Origin of the sequence: Pseudomonas sp. MUP55 (assembly GCF_034043515.1) — a bacterium.
Lineage (GTDB): Bacteria > Pseudomonadota > Gammaproteobacteria > Pseudomonadales > Pseudomonadaceae > Aquipseudomonas.
In genome coordinates, this window is sequence record NZ_CP138214.1 from 1,587,927 (window position 1) to 1,608,302 (window position 20,376).

Annotated in this window: 24 protein-coding genes and 1 tRNA gene; 10 read left to right on the top strand and 15 right to left on the bottom strand. The window is 61.2% G+C overall.

The features are described 5' to 3' along the window. Positions 1-15 precede the first annotated feature (15 nt). Both SC318_RS07075 and SC318_RS07080 read right to left on the bottom strand, forming a co-directional pair. On the bottom strand, positions 16-888 hold the full coding sequence (locus SC318_RS07075) for a dihydrodipicolinate synthase family protein (protein WP_320430192.1): 873 nt from the start codon (positions 886-888) through the stop codon (positions 16-18). A gap of 27 nt (positions 889-915) precedes the next feature. Next, positions 916-1,698 carry an aldolase gene (locus SC318_RS07080; protein WP_320430193.1) on the bottom strand — a complete coding sequence of 261 codons (783 nt, stop codon included), beginning with the start codon at positions 1,696-1,698 and terminating at the stop codon, positions 916-918. Positions 1,699-1,806: 108 nt separating this feature from the next. Here SC318_RS07080 and SC318_RS07085 point away from each other — a divergent pair, with 108 nt between their 5' ends. Further along, positions 1,807-2,334, top strand: coding sequence for a helix-turn-helix domain-containing protein (locus SC318_RS07085; protein WP_306492001.1), 528 nt, complete (start codon positions 1,807-1,809; stop codon positions 2,332-2,334). A 171-nt stretch (positions 2,335-2,505) separates the two neighbouring features. Here SC318_RS07085 and SC318_RS07090 read toward each other — a convergent pair whose 3' ends face one another. Continuing rightward, positions 2,506-3,522 carry a DUF4917 family protein gene (locus SC318_RS07090; protein WP_320430194.1) on the bottom strand — a complete coding sequence of 339 codons (1,017 nt, stop codon included), beginning with the start codon at positions 3,520-3,522 and terminating at the stop codon, positions 2,506-2,508. 123 nt (positions 3,523-3,645) lie between these two features. Here SC318_RS07090 and yiaY point away from each other — a divergent pair, with 123 nt between their 5' ends. The 6 genes from yiaY to SC318_RS07120 all read left to right on the top strand — a co-directional run bounded on the left by yiaY (position 3,646) and on the right by SC318_RS07120 (position 10,076). Further along, complete coding sequence (gene yiaY, locus SC318_RS07095; protein ID WP_320430195.1) at positions 3,646-4,794, top strand: L-threonine dehydrogenase; 1,149 nt, start codon at positions 3,646-3,648, stop codon at positions 4,792-4,794. A gap of 89 nt (positions 4,795-4,883) precedes the next feature. Continuing rightward, positions 4,884-5,558: an NAD(P)H-binding protein gene (locus tag SC318_RS07100; RefSeq protein ID WP_320430196.1), complete on the top strand. Its 675-nt coding sequence runs from the start codon at positions 4,884-4,886 to the stop codon at positions 5,556-5,558. Further along, positions 5,558-6,466 carry a LysR family transcriptional regulator gene (locus SC318_RS07105; RefSeq protein ID WP_306492005.1) on the top strand — a complete coding sequence of 303 codons (909 nt, stop codon included), beginning with the start codon at positions 5,558-5,560 and terminating at the stop codon, positions 6,464-6,466. Before SC318_RS07100 ends, SC318_RS07105 begins: the two co-directional genes overlap by 1 nt. 88 nt (positions 6,467-6,554) lie before the next feature. Then, complete coding sequence (locus SC318_RS07110; protein ID WP_320430197.1) at positions 6,555-7,748, top strand: CaiB/BaiF CoA transferase family protein; 1,194 nt, start codon at positions 6,555-6,557, stop codon at positions 7,746-7,748. Then, positions 7,745-8,686, top strand: a complete 942-nt coding sequence (locus SC318_RS07115; RefSeq protein WP_320430198.1) for a hydroxymethylglutaryl-CoA lyase — start codon at positions 7,745-7,747, stop codon at positions 8,684-8,686. Before SC318_RS07110 ends, SC318_RS07115 begins: the two co-directional genes overlap by 4 nt. Before the next feature lie 58 nt (positions 8,687-8,744). Continuing rightward, the gene (locus SC318_RS07120) at positions 8,745-10,076 is read left to right on the top strand and encodes an MFS transporter (protein ID WP_320430199.1); all 1,332 of its coding nucleotides are present in this window, start codon (positions 8,745-8,747) and stop codon (positions 10,074-10,076) included. Here the strand turns inward: SC318_RS07120 and SC318_RS07125 are convergent, their stop codons facing one another. Further along, positions 10,077-10,565, bottom strand: coding sequence for a DMT family transporter (locus SC318_RS07125; RefSeq protein WP_320430200.1), 489 nt, complete (start codon positions 10,563-10,565; stop codon positions 10,077-10,079). Positions 10,566-10,642: 77 nt separating this feature from the next. Here SC318_RS07125 and SC318_RS07130 point away from each other — a divergent pair, with 77 nt between their 5' ends. The 3 genes from SC318_RS07130 (at position 10,643) to SC318_RS07140 (ending at position 12,759) form a co-directional block, all read left to right on the top strand. After that, positions 10,643-11,560 (top strand): LysR substrate-binding domain-containing protein, encoded by a 918-nt coding sequence (locus SC318_RS07130; RefSeq protein WP_413817614.1) that lies wholly within the window; start codon positions 10,643-10,645, stop codon positions 11,558-11,560. A gap of 10 nt (positions 11,561-11,570) precedes the next feature. Beyond that, complete coding sequence (fos, locus tag SC318_RS07135) at positions 11,571-11,981, top strand: fosfomycin resistance glutathione transferase (protein WP_320430202.1); 411 nt, start codon at positions 11,571-11,573, stop codon at positions 11,979-11,981. Between the two features lie 250 nt (positions 11,982-12,231). After that, positions 12,232-12,759 (top strand): DUF4142 domain-containing protein, encoded by a 528-nt coding sequence (locus SC318_RS07140; protein ID WP_306492011.1) that lies wholly within the window; start codon positions 12,232-12,234, stop codon positions 12,757-12,759. A gap of 53 nt (positions 12,760-12,812) precedes the next feature. Here SC318_RS07140 and SC318_RS07145 read toward each other — a convergent pair whose 3' ends face one another. The 11 genes from SC318_RS07145 to SC318_RS07195 form a co-directional block, all read right to left on the bottom strand. Continuing rightward, positions 12,813-13,235 carry a low affinity iron permease family protein gene (locus SC318_RS07145; protein ID WP_306492012.1) on the bottom strand — a complete coding sequence of 141 codons (423 nt, stop codon included), beginning with the start codon at positions 13,233-13,235 and terminating at the stop codon, positions 12,813-12,815. Between the two features lie 115 nt (positions 13,236-13,350). Continuing rightward, complete coding sequence (locus SC318_RS07150; protein ID WP_320430203.1) at positions 13,351-13,851, bottom strand: methylated-DNA--[protein]-cysteine S-methyltransferase; 501 nt, start codon at positions 13,849-13,851, stop codon at positions 13,351-13,353. Positions 13,852-13,953: 102 nt separating this feature from the next. Continuing rightward, on the bottom strand, positions 13,954-14,286 hold the full coding sequence (locus SC318_RS07155; protein ID WP_320430204.1) for a hypothetical protein: 333 nt from the start codon (positions 14,284-14,286) through the stop codon (positions 13,954-13,956). 69 nt (positions 14,287-14,355) lie between these two features. After that, positions 14,356-14,661 carry a DUF6482 family protein gene (locus SC318_RS07160; protein WP_320430205.1) on the bottom strand — a complete coding sequence of 102 codons (306 nt, stop codon included), beginning with the start codon at positions 14,659-14,661 and terminating at the stop codon, positions 14,356-14,358. Between the two features lie 22 nt (positions 14,662-14,683). Beyond that, a complete protein-coding gene (locus SC318_RS07165; protein ID WP_320430206.1) occupies positions 14,684-15,208 on the bottom strand; it encodes a DUF3833 domain-containing protein in 525 nt (174 codons plus the stop codon). Positions 15,209-15,324: 116 nt separating this feature from the next. Further along, positions 15,325-16,059 carry a hypothetical protein gene (locus SC318_RS07170; RefSeq protein WP_320430207.1) on the bottom strand — a complete coding sequence of 245 codons (735 nt, stop codon included), beginning with the start codon at positions 16,057-16,059 and terminating at the stop codon, positions 15,325-15,327. 282 nt (positions 16,060-16,341) lie between these two features. Then, positions 16,342-16,415, bottom strand: a tRNA-Gly gene (locus SC318_RS07175). Between the two features lie 134 nt (positions 16,416-16,549). After that, positions 16,550-17,434, bottom strand: a complete 885-nt coding sequence (locus SC318_RS07180; protein WP_320430208.1) for an alpha/beta fold hydrolase — start codon at positions 17,432-17,434, stop codon at positions 16,550-16,552. 304 nt (positions 17,435-17,738) lie between these two features. Further along, positions 17,739-18,431: a pseudouridine synthase gene (locus SC318_RS07185; protein WP_320430209.1), complete on the bottom strand. Its 693-nt coding sequence runs from the start codon at positions 18,429-18,431 to the stop codon at positions 17,739-17,741. Continuing rightward, a complete protein-coding gene (locus tag SC318_RS07190) occupies positions 18,421-18,633 on the bottom strand; it encodes a cysteine-rich CWC family protein (protein ID WP_306492017.1) in 213 nt (70 codons plus the stop codon). Before SC318_RS07190 ends, SC318_RS07185 begins: the two co-directional genes overlap by 11 nt. A 68-nt stretch (positions 18,634-18,701) precedes the next feature. Next, positions 18,702-20,324: a methyl-accepting chemotaxis protein gene (locus SC318_RS07195; RefSeq protein WP_320430210.1), complete on the bottom strand. Its 1,623-nt coding sequence runs from the start codon at positions 20,322-20,324 to the stop codon at positions 18,702-18,704. Positions 20,325-20,376 lie beyond the last annotated feature (52 nt).

Genomic DNA, 20,376 nt, shown 5'->3' on the forward strand with positions numbered 1-20,376 from the left:
TGTTTGCGTTCAGTGTTATCGCAGCAATGCCTTCAGTTGCTCGGTCTCGGCTTCGCCCAGCGGGAACACCGGCAAGCGTGGATGACCCACGTCCAGCCCGGTCAAGCGCAGCCCTGCCTTGATCGTCGCCGGCAACCCACCCTTGAGGATGAATAGCAGCAAGGGCAACTGTCGATAGAACAGCGCTCGCGCCTGGTTCAAGTCGTTGGCCAGTACGGCCTGATACAAGTCCAGGTTCAGTTGAGGGATCAAGTTCGGTGCTGCGGTGCACCAGCCTTTGGCACCGGCCGCGAACGCTTCCAGGGCCAGCGGGTTGCAGCCGTTGTAGAACGGCACGTCGCTCTCACGCTTCAACTGGTGCATGCGCTGTATGTCCCCGGTGCTTTCTTTGACCAGGGTCACGTTCTCGACCTCTTTGAGAATGCGCAGGATCAGCTCTACCGACATGTCGGTACCGCTGGTGGCCGGGTTGTTGTAGAGCATGATCGGCACGCCGATGCTGTCACCAATCGCCGCGTAGTGGGCGAGGATTTCCGCTTCGTTGAGCTTCCAATACGAGGCGGGCAGCACCATCACCACATCGGCGCCGTGGTGTTCGGCGTAGCGGGCACGGCGCACGGCCTTGGCCGTGGTCAGGTCGGACACGCTGACAATGGTCGGTACGCGTCTGGCAACCTTGTGCAGGCTGTAGGCGCTGACCTCGTCCCATTCGGCATCGCTCAGATAAGCCCCTTCGCCGGTGCTGCCCAGAGGCGCGATGGCGTGAACGCCGCTGTCGATCAAACGGTCGATGGAACGCCCGAGGGCGTCGAGGTCAATGCGCTGGCCGTCGGCGCTGAACGGGGTGATGGTGTAGCCGATGATGCCGTGAAGGGTGGGCTTGGACATAAGGATGCTCCGCTCGAAAAAAGGCGATCAGTTCAGGCAATCGGCGTGTTGGCGCAGGTTCTGCCGGGCGTAGTAATTGAAGGCGGCGCCGTGGCGCTTGGGCTTGGAAATCCAGGCGTGGGCTTCGCGCCCCAACTCCGGCAGGATCGGTTTGATCGTGCCGGCCGCCATTGCCAGCAGTTGCAGCTTGGCGGCGCGCTCGATCAACTGCGCGATCACGCAGGCTTGCTCGATGCTCGCCCCGGTGGACAATTGGCCGTGGTGCGAGAGCAGGATCGCGCGTTTGTCGCCCAAGGCGCTGGTGATGATTTCGCCCTCTTCGTTGCCCACCGGTACACCCGGCCAGGCTTGCAGGAACGCGCAGTCTTCGTACAGCGGGCAGAGGTCCATGTGCGACACCTGCAACGGCACTTCCAGCATCGACAATGCGGCGATGTGCGTTGGGTGCGTATGGATGATGCAGTTTACATCCGGCCGCCCACGGTACACCCAGGTGTGGAAACGATTGGCCGGGTTGGGAATGCCGTGGCCCTCGAGCACCTCAAGGTCTTCGTTGACCAGCAACAGGTTGCTGGCGGTGATCTCATCGAAGCCCAGGCCCAACTGTTGGGTGTAGTAGGTGCCCGGCGTCGGCCCGCGCGCGGTGATCTGCCCGGCCAGGCCGGAGTCGTGCCCGTGTTCGAAGAGGATGCGGCAAGTGAGTGCCAGCTTTTGCCGGTCGGTCCACGTATTATCTGCCAGGCTGTTTTGCATCTGGATCAGTGCTTGCTTGACCAGTTGGTCTTTGGGAAGTGCTAATGTCTTGGCCATATGAGTGTGTCCTTTGGGTGAGAGCAAATGACACAACCGATGCTATATGACACAATGTGTCATTAGCAAGCATGGCTTTCCGTTTTCTGCAGGGATTAATCGCAGCGCATGTCTATCCGCTTGAAATTATTGAGAAAAAAACTTGGCGTGACGCTGGAAGCCCTGGCGGAAAAATCCGGGATGACTAAGAGTTACCTGTCGAAGGTCGAACGCGGGCTCAATACGCCGTCCATCGCGGCTGCGCTGAAACTGGCCAAGGCGCTGAATGTGAACGTCGAAGAATTGTTCAGCGAAGAACGCGTCAGCCTCGACAGCTACAGCCTGGTGCGCAGCGATGAGCGGCCTGACACCTCGCCCGGTTACGCGGTGCTGGCCCATCAAGTCAGCGAGCGTAGCCTGTTGCCGTTCATCATCTACCCGCCGAAGGAATTTACGGACAAGACTTTCAAAGAGCATCTGGGCGAGGAGTTTTTGTTCGTGCATGAAGGCCGGGTGGAGGTGGACTTCATGACCGAGCGAGTGATTCTGGAGCGTGGCGATGCGTTGCATTTCAACGCGCAGAAACCCCACCGGATTCGCTCGGTGGGGGAGGCGCAGGCGCAGTTGCTGGTGGTGGTGCACAGCGCAGAAGAATGATGCAGGCAGCGAGTCAGTCGAGGCTTTTTGTAGGAGCGAGCTTGCTCGCGAAGAACTCCGGGCCACCGCGTTTATGCAGAATGAACGCGTTGCCTGGACGTTTTTCGCGAGCAAGCTCGCTCCTACAGTGGGCTACTTTCGCTTAACTGAAGCCCCCTCACACAGCTTCAATCAGCGCTCGACCGGTACCGACAGCGCCGGGTCGCCAAGGGCATGAGTGCGTGCCGCAAAGAACTTCAGGTCCATCCCGCTGCCGTCGAACAACTCGCTATACCGGCGCTTTTGCTGACGAATAAACCCGTCGCTGCGCCCCGACACGGAAATCGCCAGGGTGGTAATGCTGGCCTGGCGGATTGCGTCCACCAGGTGCTTGTCCTGCGGCCCCAGGTCATGGCCGAAGATGCACAGGGCGCCCTGGTGGCTGAGCAGCTGCTCATAGCAGAACGACAGGTAATCCGAGCTGCGGATGGTCTTGAGCTTTTCCTGCACCTTGCCTTCACTGACGAACAGCGGCACATCGTCCAGGGTCTTGATCGTGTTGTTGATCGCGAAGCTGCTGAGCAGCGTACTGTCGGTGGACGGCAGTTTGCGCGCGCTGCCGTCGAGGTTGCGCACCAGGTGCAGGCCGCCGTGCAGGTACAGAATACGCGTGGCGTCGCTGCGGGTATCGCGCAGGTCGAAGCTTGCGTCGGGGCTGCGGAACAGGTCGTCGATACCGGGCGTGTGCAAGGTCGCCCAGTAGTTGAGCAGGTCGTAGTTGCTGGTGAACACCGTGGCGTAGCGGGCCAGTTCAGTGTTGATCGTCGCCAGGGTCGAGGGCTGCACCAGGCGCCAGGGGATATGCACGGCGTGGATCGTATTGATCAGCGCTTCCTTGATCGCGTAATAGCGATTGCGCGGCGCCGCCGAGCTGACCGCCAGGGCTTTGTTGACGCGGCTGGTGGTTTTCAGTGCGCCCAGGGCCTGCTCGAAACTGCGGGTTTGCAGGGCATCGAACACGCTGAGCTCGGATGGGCTCAGGGGCTTTTCTTCCACCGTGCGAGCGTTTTCAAACAGCGAGTCGTAGGCAAAGTCTTCCCAGATCGCACGGCTTGCGCCATTGCCGATCAGAATCCCATTGAAGTCGATCGCGTCGTGCAGTGCGCTCCAGTCTTCAAGGTGGGCGTCAATATCCTGGAAATCCTTCATTGCGGCGGGTCTACTCGAAATCGGCTGGACGGTGACTTTATCACGAGCCGGCGTTGATCCTGATCAAGATGCGGCAAGTGGTAGCGGTGGATTCTGTGGCTATAAAGCCCTTGAGGATCGACCATGAGCAGCACCTTCTTTATTCCCGCCGTCAACATCATGGGCATCGACTGCCTCGACGAAGCCATGATCGCCATCCGCAACTACGGCTTTCGCAAGGCGCTGATCGTGACGGACCAGGGCCTGTGCAAAGCCGGCGTGGCCAGCCTGATCGCCGAGAAGCTGGCGATGCAGGACATCGATTCGGTGGTCTACGATGGCGCCAGGCCCAACCCCACGGTGGACAACGTCGAGAAGGGCCTGGCGCTGCTGCAACAGAGTCACTGCGATTTCGTCGTGTCCCTGGGCGGCGGCTCGCCCCATGACTGCGCCAAGGGGATCGCCCTGTGCGCCACCAATGGCGGGCGGATCGGCGACTATGAGGGCGTCGACCAGTCCAGCAAGCCGCAACTGCCGCTGGTGGCCATTAACACCACCGCCGGCACGGCCAGCGAGATGACCCGTTTCTGCATCATCACCGACGAAACCCGCCACGTGAAAATGGCCATCGTCGACCGCAACGTCACGCCGCTGCTGTCGGTCAACGATCCGGCCTTGATGGTCGCAATGCCCAAGGGCCTCACCGCCGCCACCGGCATGGATGCCTTGACGCATGCCATCGAAGCCTACGTGTCCACCGCCGCCACACCGATCACCGACGCGTGCGCCATCAAGGCCATCGAACTGATCAGCGCCAACCTACGCCTGGCTGTACGCGACGGCAATGACTTGGCCGCACGGGAAAACATGGCGTATGCGCAGTTTCTCGCGGGCATGGCGTTCAACAACGCGTCGCTGGGCTTTGTGCACGCCATGGCGCATCAACTTGGCGGGCTGTACGACCTTCCCCACGGCGTGTGCAATGCGGTGCTGCTGCCCCACGTGCAGAGTTTCAATGCCAGCGTCAGCGCCAAGCGCTTGAGCGACGTGGCGTGCGCGCTGGGTGCCGACACCAGGGGCGTGACCCCGGAGCAGGGCGCACAGGCCGCGATCGCCGCGATTCGTGCGCTGTCCCAGGACGTGGAAATCCCCGCCGGCCTGCGCGAACTCGGCGCCAAATTGCAGGATATTCCGCTGCTGGCAAGCAATGCACTGAAGGACGCGTGTGGCCTGACCAACCCACGGCGGGCCGATCAGCGTCAGATTGAGGAGATCTTTCGCAGCGCGTTTTGACAGGGGCAGCTTTGAGCCGCAAGCGTTAAGCTACACGCTGATTGCGTTCAACTGAGCATGATGCGTGCGGCTTGCCGCTGAGGTCCCCCATGAGAGTTCTATTATTCGGTGCCACCGGCATGGTCGGCCAGGGCGTGCTGCGCGAGTGCCTGTTGGCGCCCGATGTGCAGGAAGTGGTTGCGGTCGGTCGCACGGCGTTGACCCAGGAGCACGGTAAACTGCACCAGGTGTTGCACAGCGACATGCTGGATTTCCAGCCGCTGGAAAACCTGTTGCAAGGCTTTGATGCGTGCTTCTTCTGCCTGGGTGTTTCGTCGGCGGGCATGGATGAAACCCGGTACACCCATCTCACCTACGACCTGACGTTGGTCGCCGCCAGCACCCTGGCGCGGCTCAATCCACAGATGACGTTTATTTATGTGTCCGGGGCGGGCACAGACAGTTCGGAAACGGGCAAGTCGATGTGGGCGCGGGTCAAGGGCAAGACCGAGAATGCCTTGCTGCGCTTGCCGTTCAAGGCGGTGTATGTGTTCCGGCCGGGCGTCATTCAGCCGTTGCACGGGGCACGTTCGAAGACGCCGCTGTACCAGGCGTTCTATAACGTGCTCGGCCCGTTGCTCTCGTTTGTGCGTCAGATAAAGCCGAGCTGGGTGGTCAGCACCGAGACTGTCGGCCGTGCGATGTTGCAGGCGGTGAGCCATGGCGCGCCGCGGCACGTGGTGGAGCAGGCCGAGATCAATCGCTTGGCGGCTGAGCGTCGCTGATGCTGCACAAGAGTCTGGTGCGCCGCCTTGACCTGATCACCCTGCAACTGTTCGTCGCGGTGTTCGAAGAGGGGACCCTGACCCGTGCGGCGGCCCGTGAGGCCATCGCGGTGTCGGCGGCCAGCAAGCGCTTGATGGAGCTGGAGCAGGTACTTGGGGTCAGCCTGTTCGTGCGCCGCGCCAAGGGCATGGACCTGACGGCGGCCGGCGAAACCTTGCTGCACCATGCGCGACAGATGCTGTTCAATGTCGAAAAGATGGGGCTTGAACTGGGTGAGCACAGTCATGGCGTGCGCGGCTATGTGCGGATGCTGGCCAACCTCTCGGCAATCATTCAGTTTCTTCCCGAAGACTTGCGCGACTTTTCCGCGTTGCACCCGCAAGTCAAAACCGACCTTGAAGAGCGCCCCAGCAACGGTGTGGTGCAAGGCGTGCTGGATGGCGTGGCGGACCTGGGCATCTGCTCCAGTGATACCGACACCAAAGGCTTGCCCAGCGTGACCTATCGCCACGACAAACTGGTGGTGTTGATGCCCGCCGATCACGCGCTGGCGTCACGTGAAGCCGTGGCTTTCAGCGAGACCCTGGGCAGCGATTATGTCGGCCTGCACGCCGCCAGTTCGATCAATATGCGCACCCATGCCGCCGCGCGCGAGGCCGGCCAGATGCTGCGCCTGCGTATCCATGTGCCGGGGTTCGATGCGATGTGCCGGATGGTCCAGGCGAACATGGGCATCGGCATCCTGCCGCAAAAGGCCTATGAACTGTTCGGCCATGCGCTGGGTTTGCATGCGGTGCCACTGACGGATGCCTGGTCGAACCGCAGCCTGATCCTGGTGGTGCGCGACGAGGCGCAGTTGTCGCCAGTCAGCCGCTTATTGTTTGATCATTTGAGCGTTCGCGTTTAACGAACGCATCTTGCCAACTGACGGTTGGATTTTTCCTGTGCGAGTCCTCTAGCCTTGGAGCACATTCCAAGAACAAGAGGTACACCCGATGACGGCTCCCCTGAGCGGTATCAAGGTGATCGAGATCGGCACCCTGATTGCCGCGCCATTCGCGGCGCGAGTGATGGCCGAGTTTGGTGCCGAGGTAATCAAGATCGAAGCCATGGGGCAGGGCGATCCGCTTCGCAAATGGCGAAAGCTGCACGAAGGCACGTCGCTGTGGTGGTACCTGCAGTCGCGCAACAAGAAGTCCCTGGCCCTGGACCTCAAGTCGCCGGAAGGCTTGAGCCTGATCAAGCAATTGCTCGGCGACGCCGACGTGCTGATCGAGAACCTGCGCCCCGGTGGCCTGGAAAAACTCGGCTTGGGTTGGGACGTGCTGCACGCCCTCAACCCCAAGCTGACCCTGGTGCGCATCTCTGGCTATGGCCAGACCGGCCCCTATCGCGACCGCCCGGGCTTCGGTGCGATTGGCGAGGCCATGGGCGGCATTCGCTACACCACCGGCAACCCGGATTCGCCCCCGGCGCGGGTCGGCGTGAGCCTGGGGGATTCCCTCGCGTCGTTGCATGGCGTGATCGGCGCGCTGATGTCGCTGCTGCGGGTCAAGACCGGCCAGGGTGACGGGCAGATCGTCGACGTGTCCCTGGCCGAAAGCGTATTCAACCTGATGGAAAGCCTGGTGCCCGAATACGACATGCTGGGCCATGTGCGTGAGCGCAGCGGCGGCGCCTTGCCCGGTATCGCGCCGTCCAACACCTACCTGACCGCCGACGGCGCCTACGTGGTGATCGCCGGCAACAGCGACCCGATCTACAAACGCCTGATGACCACCATCGGCCGCGCCGACCTGGCCGAGGCGCCCGAGTTCGCCCACAACGACGGGCGTGCGGCAAAGAGTGGTTTGCTGGACGCGGCCATTACCCACTGGACCAGCAGCCTGCCCATCGAGCAGGTGCTCAGCGCCCTGGAGGCCGCCGAAGTGCCGGCCGGGCGTATCTATTCGGTGGCGGACATTGTCAGCGACCCGCACTACCAGGCGCGCGATATGTTGCTTGATGCCGAATTACCCGGCGGTGTGTCGGTGAAGATGCCCGGCATCGTGCCCAAGCTCTCGGAAACACCCGGCGCGGTGAACTGGCAAGGCCCTGCGCTGGGTCAGCATACCGATGACATCCTCGGCGGCCTGGGCCTGACCGGCACCGATATCCAACGTCTGAAAAATTCGGGAGTGGTGCAATGATCACCGATTATTCCGACCCGTTGATCGTGCAGGAAGTCTCCCCGCGCGACGGCCTGCAAATCGAGCCGACCTGGGTCGACACCGCTGACAAGATCGCGCTGATCAACCAGCTTTCCCGCGCCGGTTTTTCGCGCATCGAAGCCGGATCGTTCGTCTCGCCCAAAGCCATACCGGCTCTGCGCGATGGCGAGCTGGTCTTTCAAGGCATCGAGCGCACGCCTGGGGTGATCTACGTGGCACTGATCCCCAATCTCAAAGGCGCCCAACGCGCTATCGCGTCCCGCGCCGATGAGCTGAACCTGGTGATGTCCGCCAGCCAGACCCACAACCTGGCGAACATGCGCATGCGCTGCGAGGCGTCCCTGGCTGCCTTCGGCGATATCGCACGCTTTGCCGCCGACCACCCGGTGCGCCTCAATGGCAGCATCGCCACCACCTTCGGCTGCCCGTTCGAAGGCAAGATCGACGAAGACCGGGTGCTGCAGATTGTCGATGCTTACCGCGAGCTGGGCATCCAGGGCATCACCCTGGCGGACACCACCGGCATGGCCAATCCACGGCAGGTCGAGCGCTTGGTCAAGCGCGTGCTGGCGCGTATACCGGCGGGCGATCTGACCCTGCATTTCCATAACACCCGCGGCCTGGGCTTGTGCAATGTGCTGGCCGCCTACGAAGCCGGCGCGCGGCGTTTTGATGCGGCGCTCGGTGGCCTGGGCGGTTGCCCGTTCGCGCCGGGTGCGTCGGGCAATATCTGTACGGAAGACCTGGTCAACCTGTGCGAAGAGGTCGGCATTCACACCGGCATCGACCTGCCGCATCTGCTGCACATGTCCCGCCGCCTGCCCGCGCTGCTGGGCCATGCATTGCCCGGCCAGGTGGCCAAGGCCGGGCGCAACAGTGACCTGCATCCACCGCCTGAATACATCGCCGCTTTGTAGATTCGTACCAGACAACAAAAACAATCGGACGCCTGTGAGCAGTCCGCTGGAGACACACATGAACACTAATACGTTAGAGGCCGGCGCGCGCCTGGCTGCCGAGATCGACGCGGAAAAATCCCTGGTCAGCAAGGTCGCCTGGCGCCTGATGCCGCTGATCATGGTCTGCTATCTGTTCGCGTTTTTTGACCGCATCAACATCAGCTTCGCCAAGTTCCAGTTGCAGGCGGATCTGAGCCTGAGTGACACCGCCTATGGCCTGGGCGCCGGCTTGTTTGTGGTGGGTTACGTGATCTTCGAAGTGCCCAGCAACATGATGCTGTACAAGGTCGGCGCGCGGCGCTGGATCGCGCGGATCATGATGTCCTGGGGCCTGGCCACGGCGGCCATGGTGTTTGTCACCGCCGAATGGCAGTTCTATGGGTTGCGCTTCATCATCGGCGCGATGGAGGCCGGGTTTGCACCGGGGGTGCTGTATTACCTGACGCTGTGGTTCCCGCAGCACTTCAGGGGGCGCATCACGTCAATGCTGTTTCTGGCGTCGGCGTTTGCGGGCCTGGTGGGCGCGCCGTTCTCCGGGCTGGTGCTGGAGCACCTCGACGGTGTGCTGCAGATGCGCGGCTGGCATTGGTTGTTCCTGCTCGGTGGCCTGCCGTGCATCGGCCTGGGCTTGCTGGTGCTGATGCTGCTCAAGGATCGCATTGAAGACGCCCATTGGCTGACGAGCGCCGAGAAGACCTTGCTGTCGAGCCGGATCGCCAAACATGAGCCCAACCAGCACGGCGGTTCGCTGTGGTCGGCGATGCGCATTCCCGGTTTCCTGATGCTGGGCTTCATCTACTTTCTGATTCAGGTCGCGTCCTACGGCCTGAACTTCTGGGCACCCCAGTTGATCCGCAGCGCCGGCACCCAGAGCCCGGTGATGATCGGCCTGCTCACGGCGATTCCCTACATATGCGGTGCGATCAGCATGGTGGTGATCGGACGCTTGTCGGACGCCACCGGTGAGCGCCGCAAGTTTGTCTGTGGGCTGGTGGTGCTCGGCGCGGTGGGGTTCTTCAGTGCCGGCATCTTCGCCGACCGCACCACCTTCCTGATCATTGCCTTGGGCATGCTCGGTGCGGGCATCATCGCGTCGATCCCGACCTTCTGGACCCTGCCGCCCAAATTGCTGGCCGGTGCCGGCGCGGGGGCGGCGGGAGGGATCGCGGTGATCAATACCCTGGGTCAGTTCGGCGGCATTGTCAGCCCGGTGATGGTGGGGCGGATCAAGGACCTTACCGGCAGCACCACGCCGGCGCTGTATGTGATCGGCGTGTGCGCGTTGCTGGCAGCCGCGTTGCTGCTGTGGGGCTTGCCGCACAAATTGCGCACCCTGGATAAGGGCTGATCAGCCAGCCGGTGCCAATGCACGGGCGGGTGTCGCGCTGAACTGAATCAGTGCCACGCCGCCCATCAACAGCAACGCCCCCAGCACGCGGGGCGTTGTGACTGGGCGCTGCGCCAGACCGAACAGCCCGAAGTGGTCGAGCAGCAGTGACGCCAGCATCTGCCCGGCCATGGCCAGGGCAATGAACCCGGAGGCGCCCAGCTTGGGCAGCAGCACCAGTGCCAGCGAGATAAAGCACACCCCGAATGCGCCACCGGCCCACATCCACAGCGGCGCCTGGGTGACAAGTGCCAGGCTCGGCAAGGGCAGGCGCAGCGCGATGATCACCGGCAGCAACACTATGATGCTCACCAACAGCGACGCCAGCGTCGCCCACAGCGGGTGGCCGAGCCCGCGACCCAGGTTGGCGTTGATCGCACTTTGAAACGGCACCACGGCCCCGGCAATCACCGCCAGCAGCAACAAGCCCAGCCAATGCATTGTAGTCATGTCGAATCTCCCAAAGGTTTTGCTGGACTCTAGGTTATTCGTCGCGCAAATTTAAATTCCAAGTTCTTATGCCGAGCATGCAGCTGATGAATGATCTCAGGCGCATCGACCTCAACCTGCTGGTGGTGCTCGATGCTTTGCTCAGCGAGCAACACGTCACCCGCGCCGCCGAACGGCTGCACCTGAGCCAACCGGCGGTCAGCCATGCGCTGGCGCGCTTGCGTGACCTGCTGGGTGATCCGTTGCTGGTGCGCCAGGGCGGCTCACTGATACCGACCGCCCGTGCGCTGGAGCTGGCCACGCCGTTGGCAGAGGCGCTGGCCCAGGTGCAGGCATTGCTGGCGCCGAACCGCTTTGACCCGGCTTTGGCCAAGCGTCGGTTTCGCGTGGCGATGTCGGACTACGGCGCGGCGATTTTCCTGCCTGGATTGGTGCGCCTGCTGCGCCATGAAGCGCCGGGTATTGACCTGCAGATCATCCAGGCCAGCCGCGAAGGCATGGTCGACGGCGTGCTCAATGGCGACCTGGACCTGGCCGCCGGGGTTTTCCCTGACCTGCCCGCCGAACTGCGCACCGCACCATTATTCGAAGAGCATTACACCTGCGTGGTCGACCGCGACAGCCTGCCGGCCACGGGTGTGCTGGACCTGCCCACCTACTTGTCACGCCCCCATGTCCTGCTGGAAATGCGCGGCAGCGGTACGCCGGAAATCGAGCGTGCGCTGGCCGCGATTCATGAGCGGCGGCACGTGGCCGTCAGCCTGCCGCACTGGGGCGTGGCGCCGCGGTTGATTCAGGGCACGGATTTGATTCTGACGGTCTCGTCCCGAGGCCTGCTGAATGTTGATCATGCGCGTCTGATTGCGGTGCCACCGCCGTTTCATATTCCTTCATTTGCGTTCGAACTGGCCTGGCATGCGCGACGCGGTGGCGATGCAGGGTTGCAGTGGTTGAGTGGGCGGGTGCAAGGTGTGCTGTCTGGTCATGAACCCTAGGAAAAATACGATGCTTTCAGGTCTCAACCACCTGACCCTGGCGGTCACCGATCTGCAATGCAGCATCCGTTTTTACCATGAGCGGTTGCAGTTTCGGCTTGAGGCCACCTGGGATGACGGCGCCTACCTTTCGCTGCCTGGGCTGTGGTTATGTCTATCTCGCGACCCGCTGCGTCACCCGGTTGCCGCAGCCGATTACACGCACTATGCGTGGAGCGTCGAGGCGCATGATTTCGCAGGCGCGGTCGCACGCTTGCGGGACGCTGGTGTGGAAGAGTGGCGCGATAACCGCAGTGAAGGCGCCTCGTTCTATTTTCTTGACCCCGATGGCCATAAGCTCGAACTTCATGTGGGCGACCTGGCCTCGCGGCTGCAGGCTTGTCGCGCCAAGCCTTATGCCGGCATGAGGTTTTATCCTTAGCCTGTTAAGGCAGCCCCTGCGCCTTTGAACGGCTATCGGTGGTGGGGGGGCGACGCCCAGCGTGCGCGTACGAGGTATCAGCGTCACGAAACCCTCATCGCCAAACGGTACGGCCAACAAGCCTGCCTGTTTTGGCCACGACCGTTCGTCGCACTGGAGAGTTTTTTCTAAACCTTTGCCGCCCGCAAAATTCGAATCCAGGGCGAGGTGCAATTGCCTCGCACTCATTTTTGCCCTGGAGGAACTCATCATGAGCCGCATGGCTATCCGGTTACGCACCGCCAGTTTCGCGATGCTGCTGGGCCTCGGCGCCAGCAATGCTTTCGCCCAGACGCCTGCCGAATTCATCGAGCAGGCTTCGGCCAAAGGCATGGCCGATATCGAAACCAGTCGCATGGCCCACGCCAGGACCTCGTCCCAGGAAATCAAGGATTACACCATCGAGGTGATCAACGAGCGCACCCTGGCCAACCAGCACTTGGCGGCTATTGCCAAAAAACTCGACTTGCCGGTGGCCCCGCGCGAGAAGATCGTGGACAAAGCCGAAACCCTGATGCCCGAACTCAAAGACGGCGACTCTTTCGACGCCGCCTATACCGCGCAGCAGGTCAAGGAAAGTGAAGACGCCATTGCCCTGTTCAAGCAGGAAGGTGCGGCGTCGTCAGTGCCGGAGATAAAAGCACTGGTGGATGAAACACTGCCCAAGCTGGAGGAGCGTCTGCAAAAAGCCCGCGCCCTGGCGTCGACCTACGGCAAGGGGCACCAAGGCGACGGTTGACCCTGTCGCTGGACATGAAAACGGCGGTTGGATCCTCTCCAACCGCCGTTTTTTTATGCCTGGTTCAAATCGGTTTTGTGCTGGGCAGCGTCGGCGGCGGGGCCGCTGCTGCTGTAGGGGTTCAAGCCGCCGGCTTTGCCGATATCGCGATATTCCTGGCGCAGTTTCTCAAGCTCTTTACGGTCCAGGCCGTCGAGGCTCAACACGGCGTTCTGCGCATCCTTGGACACACGCAACAACTCGTCGATCTTGATGTGCAGGATGTCATTGTCGCGGTTCTGGGTGTTCTGAATCAGGAACACCATCAGGAAGGTGATGATGGTGGTCGACGTGTTGATGATCAATTGCCAGGTGTCGTTGTAGTGAAAGTACGGCCCGCTCAGGCTCCAGGCCAGGATCAACGCCACCGCCGTGTAGAACGTCCGGGGGCTCCCGGCCCAGCGCGAAAGGGTTTGGGAGACTGCGGAGAATTTCATGACCGTTTTCCTCAAAAGGGGTGATGAAAATACTGACCGCAGGCTGTCTCTGAAATTTCTTTTTACAACTTATTCTTTGGGCCAGAGACTCTGAGTCCTACTCCCGGTGTCGCCGTCAGAACGACATTTTTACCTGACTGCGGTCTTCGAGCGTCAACAGATACTGCTTAGCCTCAAGCCCTCCGGCGAATCCGGTCAGCCCGCCCGAAGCCCCCACCACTCGGTGACACGGTGCGATGATCGAAATCGGATTGCGTCCGTTCGCTGCGCCGACTGCGCGCACGGCTTTCGGGTTGCCGATCTGCTGGGCAATCTGGCTGTAGCTGCGGGTTTCGCCGAAGGGAATGGTCAGCAACGCCTGCCAGACTTGTTTCTGAAAGTCGGTGCCGGCGAAGTCCAGCTCCAGCTCGAACTGGCGGCGTGTTCCGGCGAAGTATTCCGTCAGTTGACGTTCGGCTTCCACTAACACCGGGTTGTGGTTGGCCTCGACCCGTTCACCCAGGCGCACGCGGTTGGCGCGCTCTGTTTCCCACAGGATGGCGCCTAGCTTGCCCTGGCGGGCCACCAGGGTGAGCTCGCCGACAGGGGAGGGCATCAGTTTGTATTCATGGCGCATGAGCGGGTTCATCCTCGAAGGAATATGAAAGCGTACGACGCCACTCTAGGCCCGTTAGCGTCTGTGCAAACTACGTTTCTTGCGCTCGAATTCGTCGCCCGCCTAGACGTTGCCGTAGAGCCAGTGGCTTAAGTACGGATACCCAAAGAACCGCACACAATAATAGAGCGCCATCAGCACGGACGCTGTACTGAGCATTACCAACGACACAACGTTAAGCAAGGTGACAACCAGCGCGAACAGCGTCACGTGTCGGCTGGCGTGACGACGGGCAAACACCACCCCATAGGCCGACGCAGCGATTGCCCCGAGCGCCAGCCCTTGGCCCACGCCCAATGGCAGTCTCACCCAAGAAACCAACAGCGGCAGAATCACCACCCAACCGATCACCTGGAGCAGGATGGGTTTCGGCGTGTGTGGGTAAGGCTCAGACATTGTGCTATTCCTGATGTCGCGGGGGCGGAGAACGATCAGGGGGGATAGTAACCAGAAACAGGCGCAGCGCTAAAGTACGGTGTTCAGCGAAAACGGAATGCGCAACCCACCAATAGGCCCTTCGCGGACCCCGCACATCTCATCATGCACGCTGTGTTGCACCAGCACGCAGGGAAACGCGGGCAAGCCATGTAGCAGGTCGCGCAAGTGAGTGGTGGAGCGGATGCGCAGCGGCTGTTGATCATCGCCCAGCAGCGTCTTCTCGACGCTGTCCAGCCTGACCCGCGCCAGATAGAAGCCGCCCTCCAGCGAAAGCAACTGCAGCTCGGTGATGTGTCCCTTCACGGCCAGCTCGGTCAGCATTTGCACGTTCATGACTCGACCCTCATTCAGGTGTTTATTGACGCCGAAAAAACAACGTGACCTGACCCCATTCGACGCCGAACTTGGACATGCTCGAACGGTTGATCAAAGTGTCTTCGTCCATCAGGTACATCCAGTCGTCAAAGCTGACTTCGTACACCGAACCGTCTACCGGCAGGTTGAGCCGGTAGCGCCACCGCAGCGCGTTGCCGGCCACTTCGCCGATGGCCTCGCCCACCACGTCGCCGGCCCGCCCACGCCAGCGATGCGGGCCATCGGGCGTGAGCGTCCATACCCGACGCTGACGCGTGCCGTCGCTGTACAGGAAGCGTTCGTCGAGAATCAGATTGTTGCCCTCGCGCCGGCTGGCAATATCCACTTCAAAGCGCTTGGCCACTTCGCCGGAACGCTTTTCGAAAATGCCCCAGGCCTTGACCGGTTTGCTGAAGAAGCGCTCCAGGTCCAGTGTCGGTTGCTGGTCGGCGTAGTGCTCGACGCCGACGCCGGTGCAACTGCACAAGCTCAGCATCAAGAACAGTGAAGCCAGAAGACGTGGCATGGCCCTGCTCCCTGATCGCGCCAGTCGTTATGCCCGCGCTCAAATGCTGATACTTGTACATAATTATATTTTTGTACAGATTTATGGGGCCGGCGAGGAGACACGCGCTACGGGCGTCACTGTTTTTCCAACAACCACTGACGTGAGCCTGGGGTGAGCTGGGGAATTTCGTCAGGTTGGGACAGGTTGAGCGCTTGGAGAAACTCCAGTTGGTTGCCGTAGCGGACGAAAATCCATTCTTCTCCCACGTCCCCCATGCCTAGGTAGAGGGTGTCATTACCTGCGCCCTGAGTGGCGCAATCGCCTCCCAGGCATAACTCGTACCGGTCCTTGTTCGCCAGCCCAGACACACTGCCGTCCGCCCTGAATTCCACGAAGTTGCCGGCGCCCTGGCCCTCAACGATTTTCCAGCGGCCACTCATATAGGCTGCGTTCAGCGCTTGTCTGAAGGTCGTGCCCCATTTCGTGGCTGGTGCGGCTGGTAGGAGAGGGCGGCGGAATACTTGCGCTGGGGTGTATTTTCCAGCCTGTTGGAGCAATTGCCTGGGATCTGACCGAAGTTCGTCGCTGCTGTCGCCGTCATAATCAACGGACCATACGCCGGGCGCCTTTTGCAGCAAATGACCCTCGCCCAGTTCGAACCCATTGCTAAATTGCGCCTTGCCATTCTGGGTGTCGATGTTCCATTCCAGATTAGGGCCGTGAGTGGCAAGTGCTCGCGACAGGGGCCTGCCCTGGGCTGCGGAATCAATGGCTGCCTGGTTGATCCAGAGACCGTTGATGTCGGCTGTTGGCGGGGTGTGAGCGCAACCGCCCATCAGGATCAGGCACGGGATAAGTGATAGGCGCATGGTGGCCCTTTGCGAAATTGGAAAACGATCGAGCAGACTAAAGAAAAAACAGCTCGCAGGCGAATGCCCACGATGGAGCGCGGCGTTGCCGGGCGATGTCGTGGGGCCGTTTCCATGCCCGAGCGAGACCCATAAAAAAATCCGACGCCCCTACAGGCATCGGATTTGATTTCTTGCGACCGAAGATCAAGCGAAAACGCTCAAGTCATCGGCATCAGCCACCAGGGTCGGTTTTTTATGCATCCCGTGTCCGCCAGGGCGTGACAGGAGAGCCAATATGAGTGGAGCGGGTAGAGGGAATCGAACCCTCAACTAAAGCTTGGGAAGCTTTCGTTTTACCACTAAACTATACCCGCTCAAAGCGGCTGACTTTGTACCAGATGTTCACCTGGATTTGAAGTTTTTCTTCGAAAAAATCGCAAGTTGCGCCCGCACCCTCCGCCGATAAGCGGCGCCACTGCAGGAACCTGCTCCTACAGTGGGCCTCACTTCAGACCGCAAATGCATGTTGCGTCTGACCGAGTTGATAGCGTAACCGACTCACCGGTCGCTGCCCCTTCAAGAAACCCACCACCGCCTCCCGACTGTCCCGGCACGCGGCTTTGTGCTCCATGTCCAGGAAATGCCCCGTGGCCTGGACAGTGCTGAAGCTGCTGTGGGTGATGTGCTGCCCAAACAGCCTGGCATCCTCGGCGCTGGTGTACTCGTCCCACTCGCCGTTGACGAACAGCACCGGAATGTCGATCTGCCTGGCCGCATTGAGGTAGCACAACCGGTCGCTGTTGAGCACGTGGCTGATGTGGAAGTGCATCTGCCCGTATTCGTGCTCGGCCAGGCTGCTCACGTGCTTGTAGTTGAAACGCTTGAACAGTGACGGCAGGTGTTTGCCGATGGTGCTGTTGACCAGATGGCCGACGCGGTCGCGGTCGAGGTTGCCGAGGTAGTCGACGCCGCGTTCGAGGTAGTCACGCATGGGCGCGTTGATCACTGGAGAGAATGAACTGATCACGGCCTTCTCAACGCGTTGCGGGCGTTGGGCAAGGGCGAGCAGCGTGGCGGCACCGCCCCACGAAAAGGACAGCACGTGCTCGGCGGCAAAGCGGTCGATCAGCTCCAGCAGGATCTGGCCTTCGACTTCCTTGGTCAGCATCCGCTCGTGGCGGTTGTGGATCTTGGAACGGCCGGCGTAGGGTTGGTCGTACAGCACCACATTGAACTGCGGGTACAGGCCTTTCACGGTCTGGGAGAAAGAGGCGGTGGTGGCCATCGAGCCGTTGACCAGAATGATGGTCTTTTCAGCTGTATCCGCGCGATAAAACTCCGTGTAAACCCGGTACTGACCCTGTATATCCAACACAGCGATTTCTGGCCTCATGTCGTAAGACTCCTGGCAAGCGGGTAGGGCGCGCAAACAACTTTGCACGAGCTTTATGACAGGTAGGCATACGCCTGGAAGATGAGCGCCCATGTCGGTCCGATTGCGGCAGGCCGACAGCGGTTGTCAGGGCGGGTGGTTTGCCGGGAAAGCCCGTTGATCAAGCGCGGGCGAGGCAAGGTGTTTCTTGGAGGTTATAGGTGACTCGCCGGTCATGGCTGAACGGTTGAAGTTGATTCAAGCACAGACTCGGCAGGCCGCAAGCTGCTTGGCTGGGTTTTCGCTGCCAGCGGCTGAACGGTCGTCAGACTTGCCGGATTTCCTCGTCAGTCAGGGCTCGGTACTCACCTGGCGCAAGGGTCGTATCCAGCTGCAACGGCCCCATGCGCTCACGATGCAACGCGATCACCTTGTTATCGAAGTGCCCGAACATGCGTTTGACCTGGTGATAACGGCCTTCGATGATGCTCAACCGCGCTGTGTTCGGCCCCAGTAATGCCAGTTCGGCGGGTTGGGTGGTGAGGTCTTCGAATGCGAAGTACAGGCCAGCCTTGAAGGTCTCTGCGTACTCGGGGCCGATTGGCTGCTCTGTTTCCACGCGGTAGACCTTGGGCAGCTTGGTGGACGGTTGGGTCAGGCGCCGCGACCACTGCCCATCGTTGGTGATCAACATCAGCCCGGTGGTGTTGTAATCCAGACGCCCCGCAATATGCAGCGTGTGTTTGTCCGGCTCATCGAGCAGGTCGAGCACGGTAGGGTGTTGCGGATCCGAGGTGGCGCTGACGCAGCCTTGTGGCTTATGCAGCATGAAATAGCGCGCCGGTGTGCCGGCCTGCAGCATTTCGCCATCCACGCACACCCGGCTGAACGCACGTACTTCATGGTGGGGATCACTGACTGTCACACCGTCAACGCTGACGCGGCGCTCCACCAACAGCAGCCGTACCTGCTTGCGATTGAATCGCGGCAGGTTGCTGAGAAACCGATCAACGCGCATCAGGGGTTCGCAACTGCTCGTCCACTTGGGCGCAACGCGGGCACAGGCAGGCCTTATTACGCAGTTCGTCAGGTAGCGCCTGAAGTACCGCCGGGTCGATGCTGACACTGAAGCACCAGCACGCCCGGTCAGCCGTACGTGGGTCGGCCAGGGTGCAGTCGTTGACGGCGCCGCAGGCGGGGCAAAGCGTGGGTGTGGTCATGGCAGGGTCGGGCTGTATCGGAAGGTGCGTGGCCTTGCACGATACAGCGCCGACCTGCGGCGGGCTACTTACAGTTTGAACTTGCTGACCAGCACGCTGAACGAGGTAGCCAGGCGCGACAGGTCCTGACTTGAGGCGTTGGTTTGATGCGCGCCGGCGGCGGTCTGGGTCGACAGGTCCTGGATATTGAGCAGGTTGCGGTCGACTTCACGTGCAACCTGGGCCTGTTCCTCCGACGCGGAAGCGATCACCAGGTTGCGTTCGTTGATCATCGCCACGCTGGCGGTGATACGTTCCAGCGCTTGGCCGGCGTTCTGCGCCATCGCCTGGGTGTTATTGGCCCAGTTCAGGCTCTTGTTCATCGCGGCGACAGCTTCGTCGGCACCGATCTGCACGTTACCGATCATTTTTTCAATGTCCACTGTGGACACCTGGGTACGATGGGCCAGTGCCCGAACTTCATCGGCGACCACCGCGAACCCGCGCCCCTGCTCACCTGCACGGGCCGCCTCGATCGCGGCGTTCAGGGCCAGCAGGTTGGTTTGGTCGGCTATCCCACGAATGACATCGATCACCTTGCCGATCTCACGTACCTGGTTGGCAAGACCCTCCACCGACTGCGTCGAATCGGTGATCTCCACCACCATCGAATTCATGCCGGAGACGGCCTGTGCCACTTGCGCTCGACCCTCCTCGGCTTCGGTGGTGGCCTGGTTTGATGCTTGCGAGGTAGACACAGCGTTGCCGGCCACTTCGTCGACGGCTGCGGTCATCTGGTTCACCGCCGTGGCGGCTTGTTGAATTTCGTCATTCTGACGGGTCAGGCCGCGGGTGCTTTCTTCAGTCACCGCGCTGAGCTCCTCGGCCGCGGAAGCCAGTTGATCGGAGGCGTTGGCGATCTCCAGCAGGGTATGCTTCAAGCCACCCTGCATGTCTGACAGTGCCATCAGCAATTGCCCGGCTTCATCGGTGCGCTCAGTGGTAATGGCCTGGGTCAGGTCGCCCCCGGCGATGCGTTGTGCGCTTGTTACGGCCTGGGCGATGGGGCGCGTGATCAGTCGCGTAATCAGGGTGCCGACGATGAGGGCGATGATGAAGGCCAGAACGATGCCGCTGATCATCCAGGTAAGCGCACTGTTGCGCAGTGCCTGGGCGGCGACTGCGCCTTCGTTGATCTGGCGGCTGTTGGAGTCGACTATGATGCGGATCAGTTCGCGGGCCTGGCGGAACAGTTCATTGTTGGTGGTGTTGAGTTCCGCACGGGCCTGGTCGACCTGGCCCTTGTCGAGCATCGTCAGGACACGTTCCGAGCTGCTGAGGTAAGTCGGCCAGATTTGGTCGAACTTGTCACCCGCCGCTCGTTCGTCCTCTTCCAGTGGCGTTGCGCGGTAGGCCGCGTATGCCGTCTGGCTGCGCTTGAGTTCGTTGGCGATGTCCTGGCGCACACGGTCGCGGTCTTGCTGGCTGACGTGGCCGTTATCGGCATCCAGTAACCGGTACAAGCCTCGGTTGTGGGCGACCACGCCGTTGAGGGTGGCGCCAGTGTTGCCCACGGACACCAAGTTGTTGGAAAACGTGGATTCCAGGGCTGTAGAGAGCCGGACAACCCCTTTGATGCCCAGCAGGCCCACCCCTAGGGTGACCATGGCACACAGGAAAAATGAGAGCAGCAGTTTGGCGGAGATTTTCATGGCGCGAATCCGACGATAGGGAGCGGGAAGGGCACACTAGGGCCTCCCTGGC

Coding starts and splice junctions, on each gene's coding strand:
- SC318_RS07075 (WP_320430192.1), bottom strand. CDS start 888: ATGTCCAAGCCCACCCTTCACGGCATCATCGGCTACACCATCACCCCG.
- SC318_RS07080 (WP_320430193.1), bottom strand. CDS start 1,698: ATGGCCAAGACATTAGCACTTCCCAAAGACCAACTGGTCAAGCAAGCA.
- SC318_RS07085 (WP_306492001.1), top strand. CDS start 1,807: ATGTCTATCCGCTTGAAATTATTGAGAAAAAAACTTGGCGTGACGCTG.
- SC318_RS07090 (WP_320430194.1), bottom strand. CDS start 3,522: ATGAAGGATTTCCAGGATATTGACGCCCACCTTGAAGACTGGAGCGCA.
- yiaY (WP_320430195.1), top strand. CDS start 3,646: ATGAGCAGCACCTTCTTTATTCCCGCCGTCAACATCATGGGCATCGAC.
- SC318_RS07100 (WP_320430196.1), top strand. CDS start 4,884: ATGAGAGTTCTATTATTCGGTGCCACCGGCATGGTCGGCCAGGGCGTG.
- SC318_RS07105 (WP_306492005.1), top strand. CDS start 5,558: ATGCTGCACAAGAGTCTGGTGCGCCGCCTTGACCTGATCACCCTGCAA.
- SC318_RS07110 (WP_320430197.1), top strand. CDS start 6,555: ATGACGGCTCCCCTGAGCGGTATCAAGGTGATCGAGATCGGCACCCTG.
- SC318_RS07115 (WP_320430198.1), top strand. CDS start 7,745: ATGATCACCGATTATTCCGACCCGTTGATCGTGCAGGAAGTCTCCCCG.
- SC318_RS07120 (WP_320430199.1), top strand. CDS start 8,745: ATGAACACTAATACGTTAGAGGCCGGCGCGCGCCTGGCTGCCGAGATC.
- SC318_RS07125 (WP_320430200.1), bottom strand. CDS start 10,565: ATGACTACAATGCATTGGCTGGGCTTGTTGCTGCTGGCGGTGATTGCC.
- SC318_RS07130 (WP_413817614.1), top strand. CDS start 10,643: ATGCAGCTGATGAATGATCTCAGGCGCATCGACCTCAACCTGCTGGTG.
- fos (WP_320430202.1), top strand. CDS start 11,571: ATGCTTTCAGGTCTCAACCACCTGACCCTGGCGGTCACCGATCTGCAA.
- SC318_RS07140 (WP_306492011.1), top strand. CDS start 12,232: ATGAGCCGCATGGCTATCCGGTTACGCACCGCCAGTTTCGCGATGCTG.
- SC318_RS07145 (WP_306492012.1), bottom strand. CDS start 13,235: ATGAAATTCTCCGCAGTCTCCCAAACCCTTTCGCGCTGGGCCGGGAGC.
- SC318_RS07150 (WP_320430203.1), bottom strand. CDS start 13,851: ATGCGCCATGAATACAAACTGATGCCCTCCCCTGTCGGCGAGCTCACC.
- SC318_RS07155 (WP_320430204.1), bottom strand. CDS start 14,286: ATGTCTGAGCCTTACCCACACACGCCGAAACCCATCCTGCTCCAGGTG.
- SC318_RS07160 (WP_320430205.1), bottom strand. CDS start 14,661: ATGAACGTGCAAATGCTGACCGAGCTGGCCGTGAAGGGACACATCACC.
- SC318_RS07165 (WP_320430206.1), bottom strand. CDS start 15,208: ATGCCACGTCTTCTGGCTTCACTGTTCTTGATGCTGAGCTTGTGCAGT.
- SC318_RS07170 (WP_320430207.1), bottom strand. CDS start 16,059: ATGCGCCTATCACTTATCCCGTGCCTGATCCTGATGGGCGGTTGCGCT.
- SC318_RS07180 (WP_320430208.1), bottom strand. CDS start 17,434: ATGAGGCCAGAAATCGCTGTGTTGGATATACAGGGTCAGTACCGGGTT.
- SC318_RS07185 (WP_320430209.1), bottom strand. CDS start 18,431: ATGCGCGTTGATCGGTTTCTCAGCAACCTGCCGCGATTCAATCGCAAG.
- SC318_RS07190 (WP_306492017.1), bottom strand. CDS start 18,633: ATGACCACACCCACGCTTTGCCCCGCCTGCGGCGCCGTCAACGACTGC.
- SC318_RS07195 (WP_320430210.1), bottom strand. CDS start 20,324: ATGAAAATCTCCGCCAAACTGCTGCTCTCATTTTTCCTGTGTGCCATG.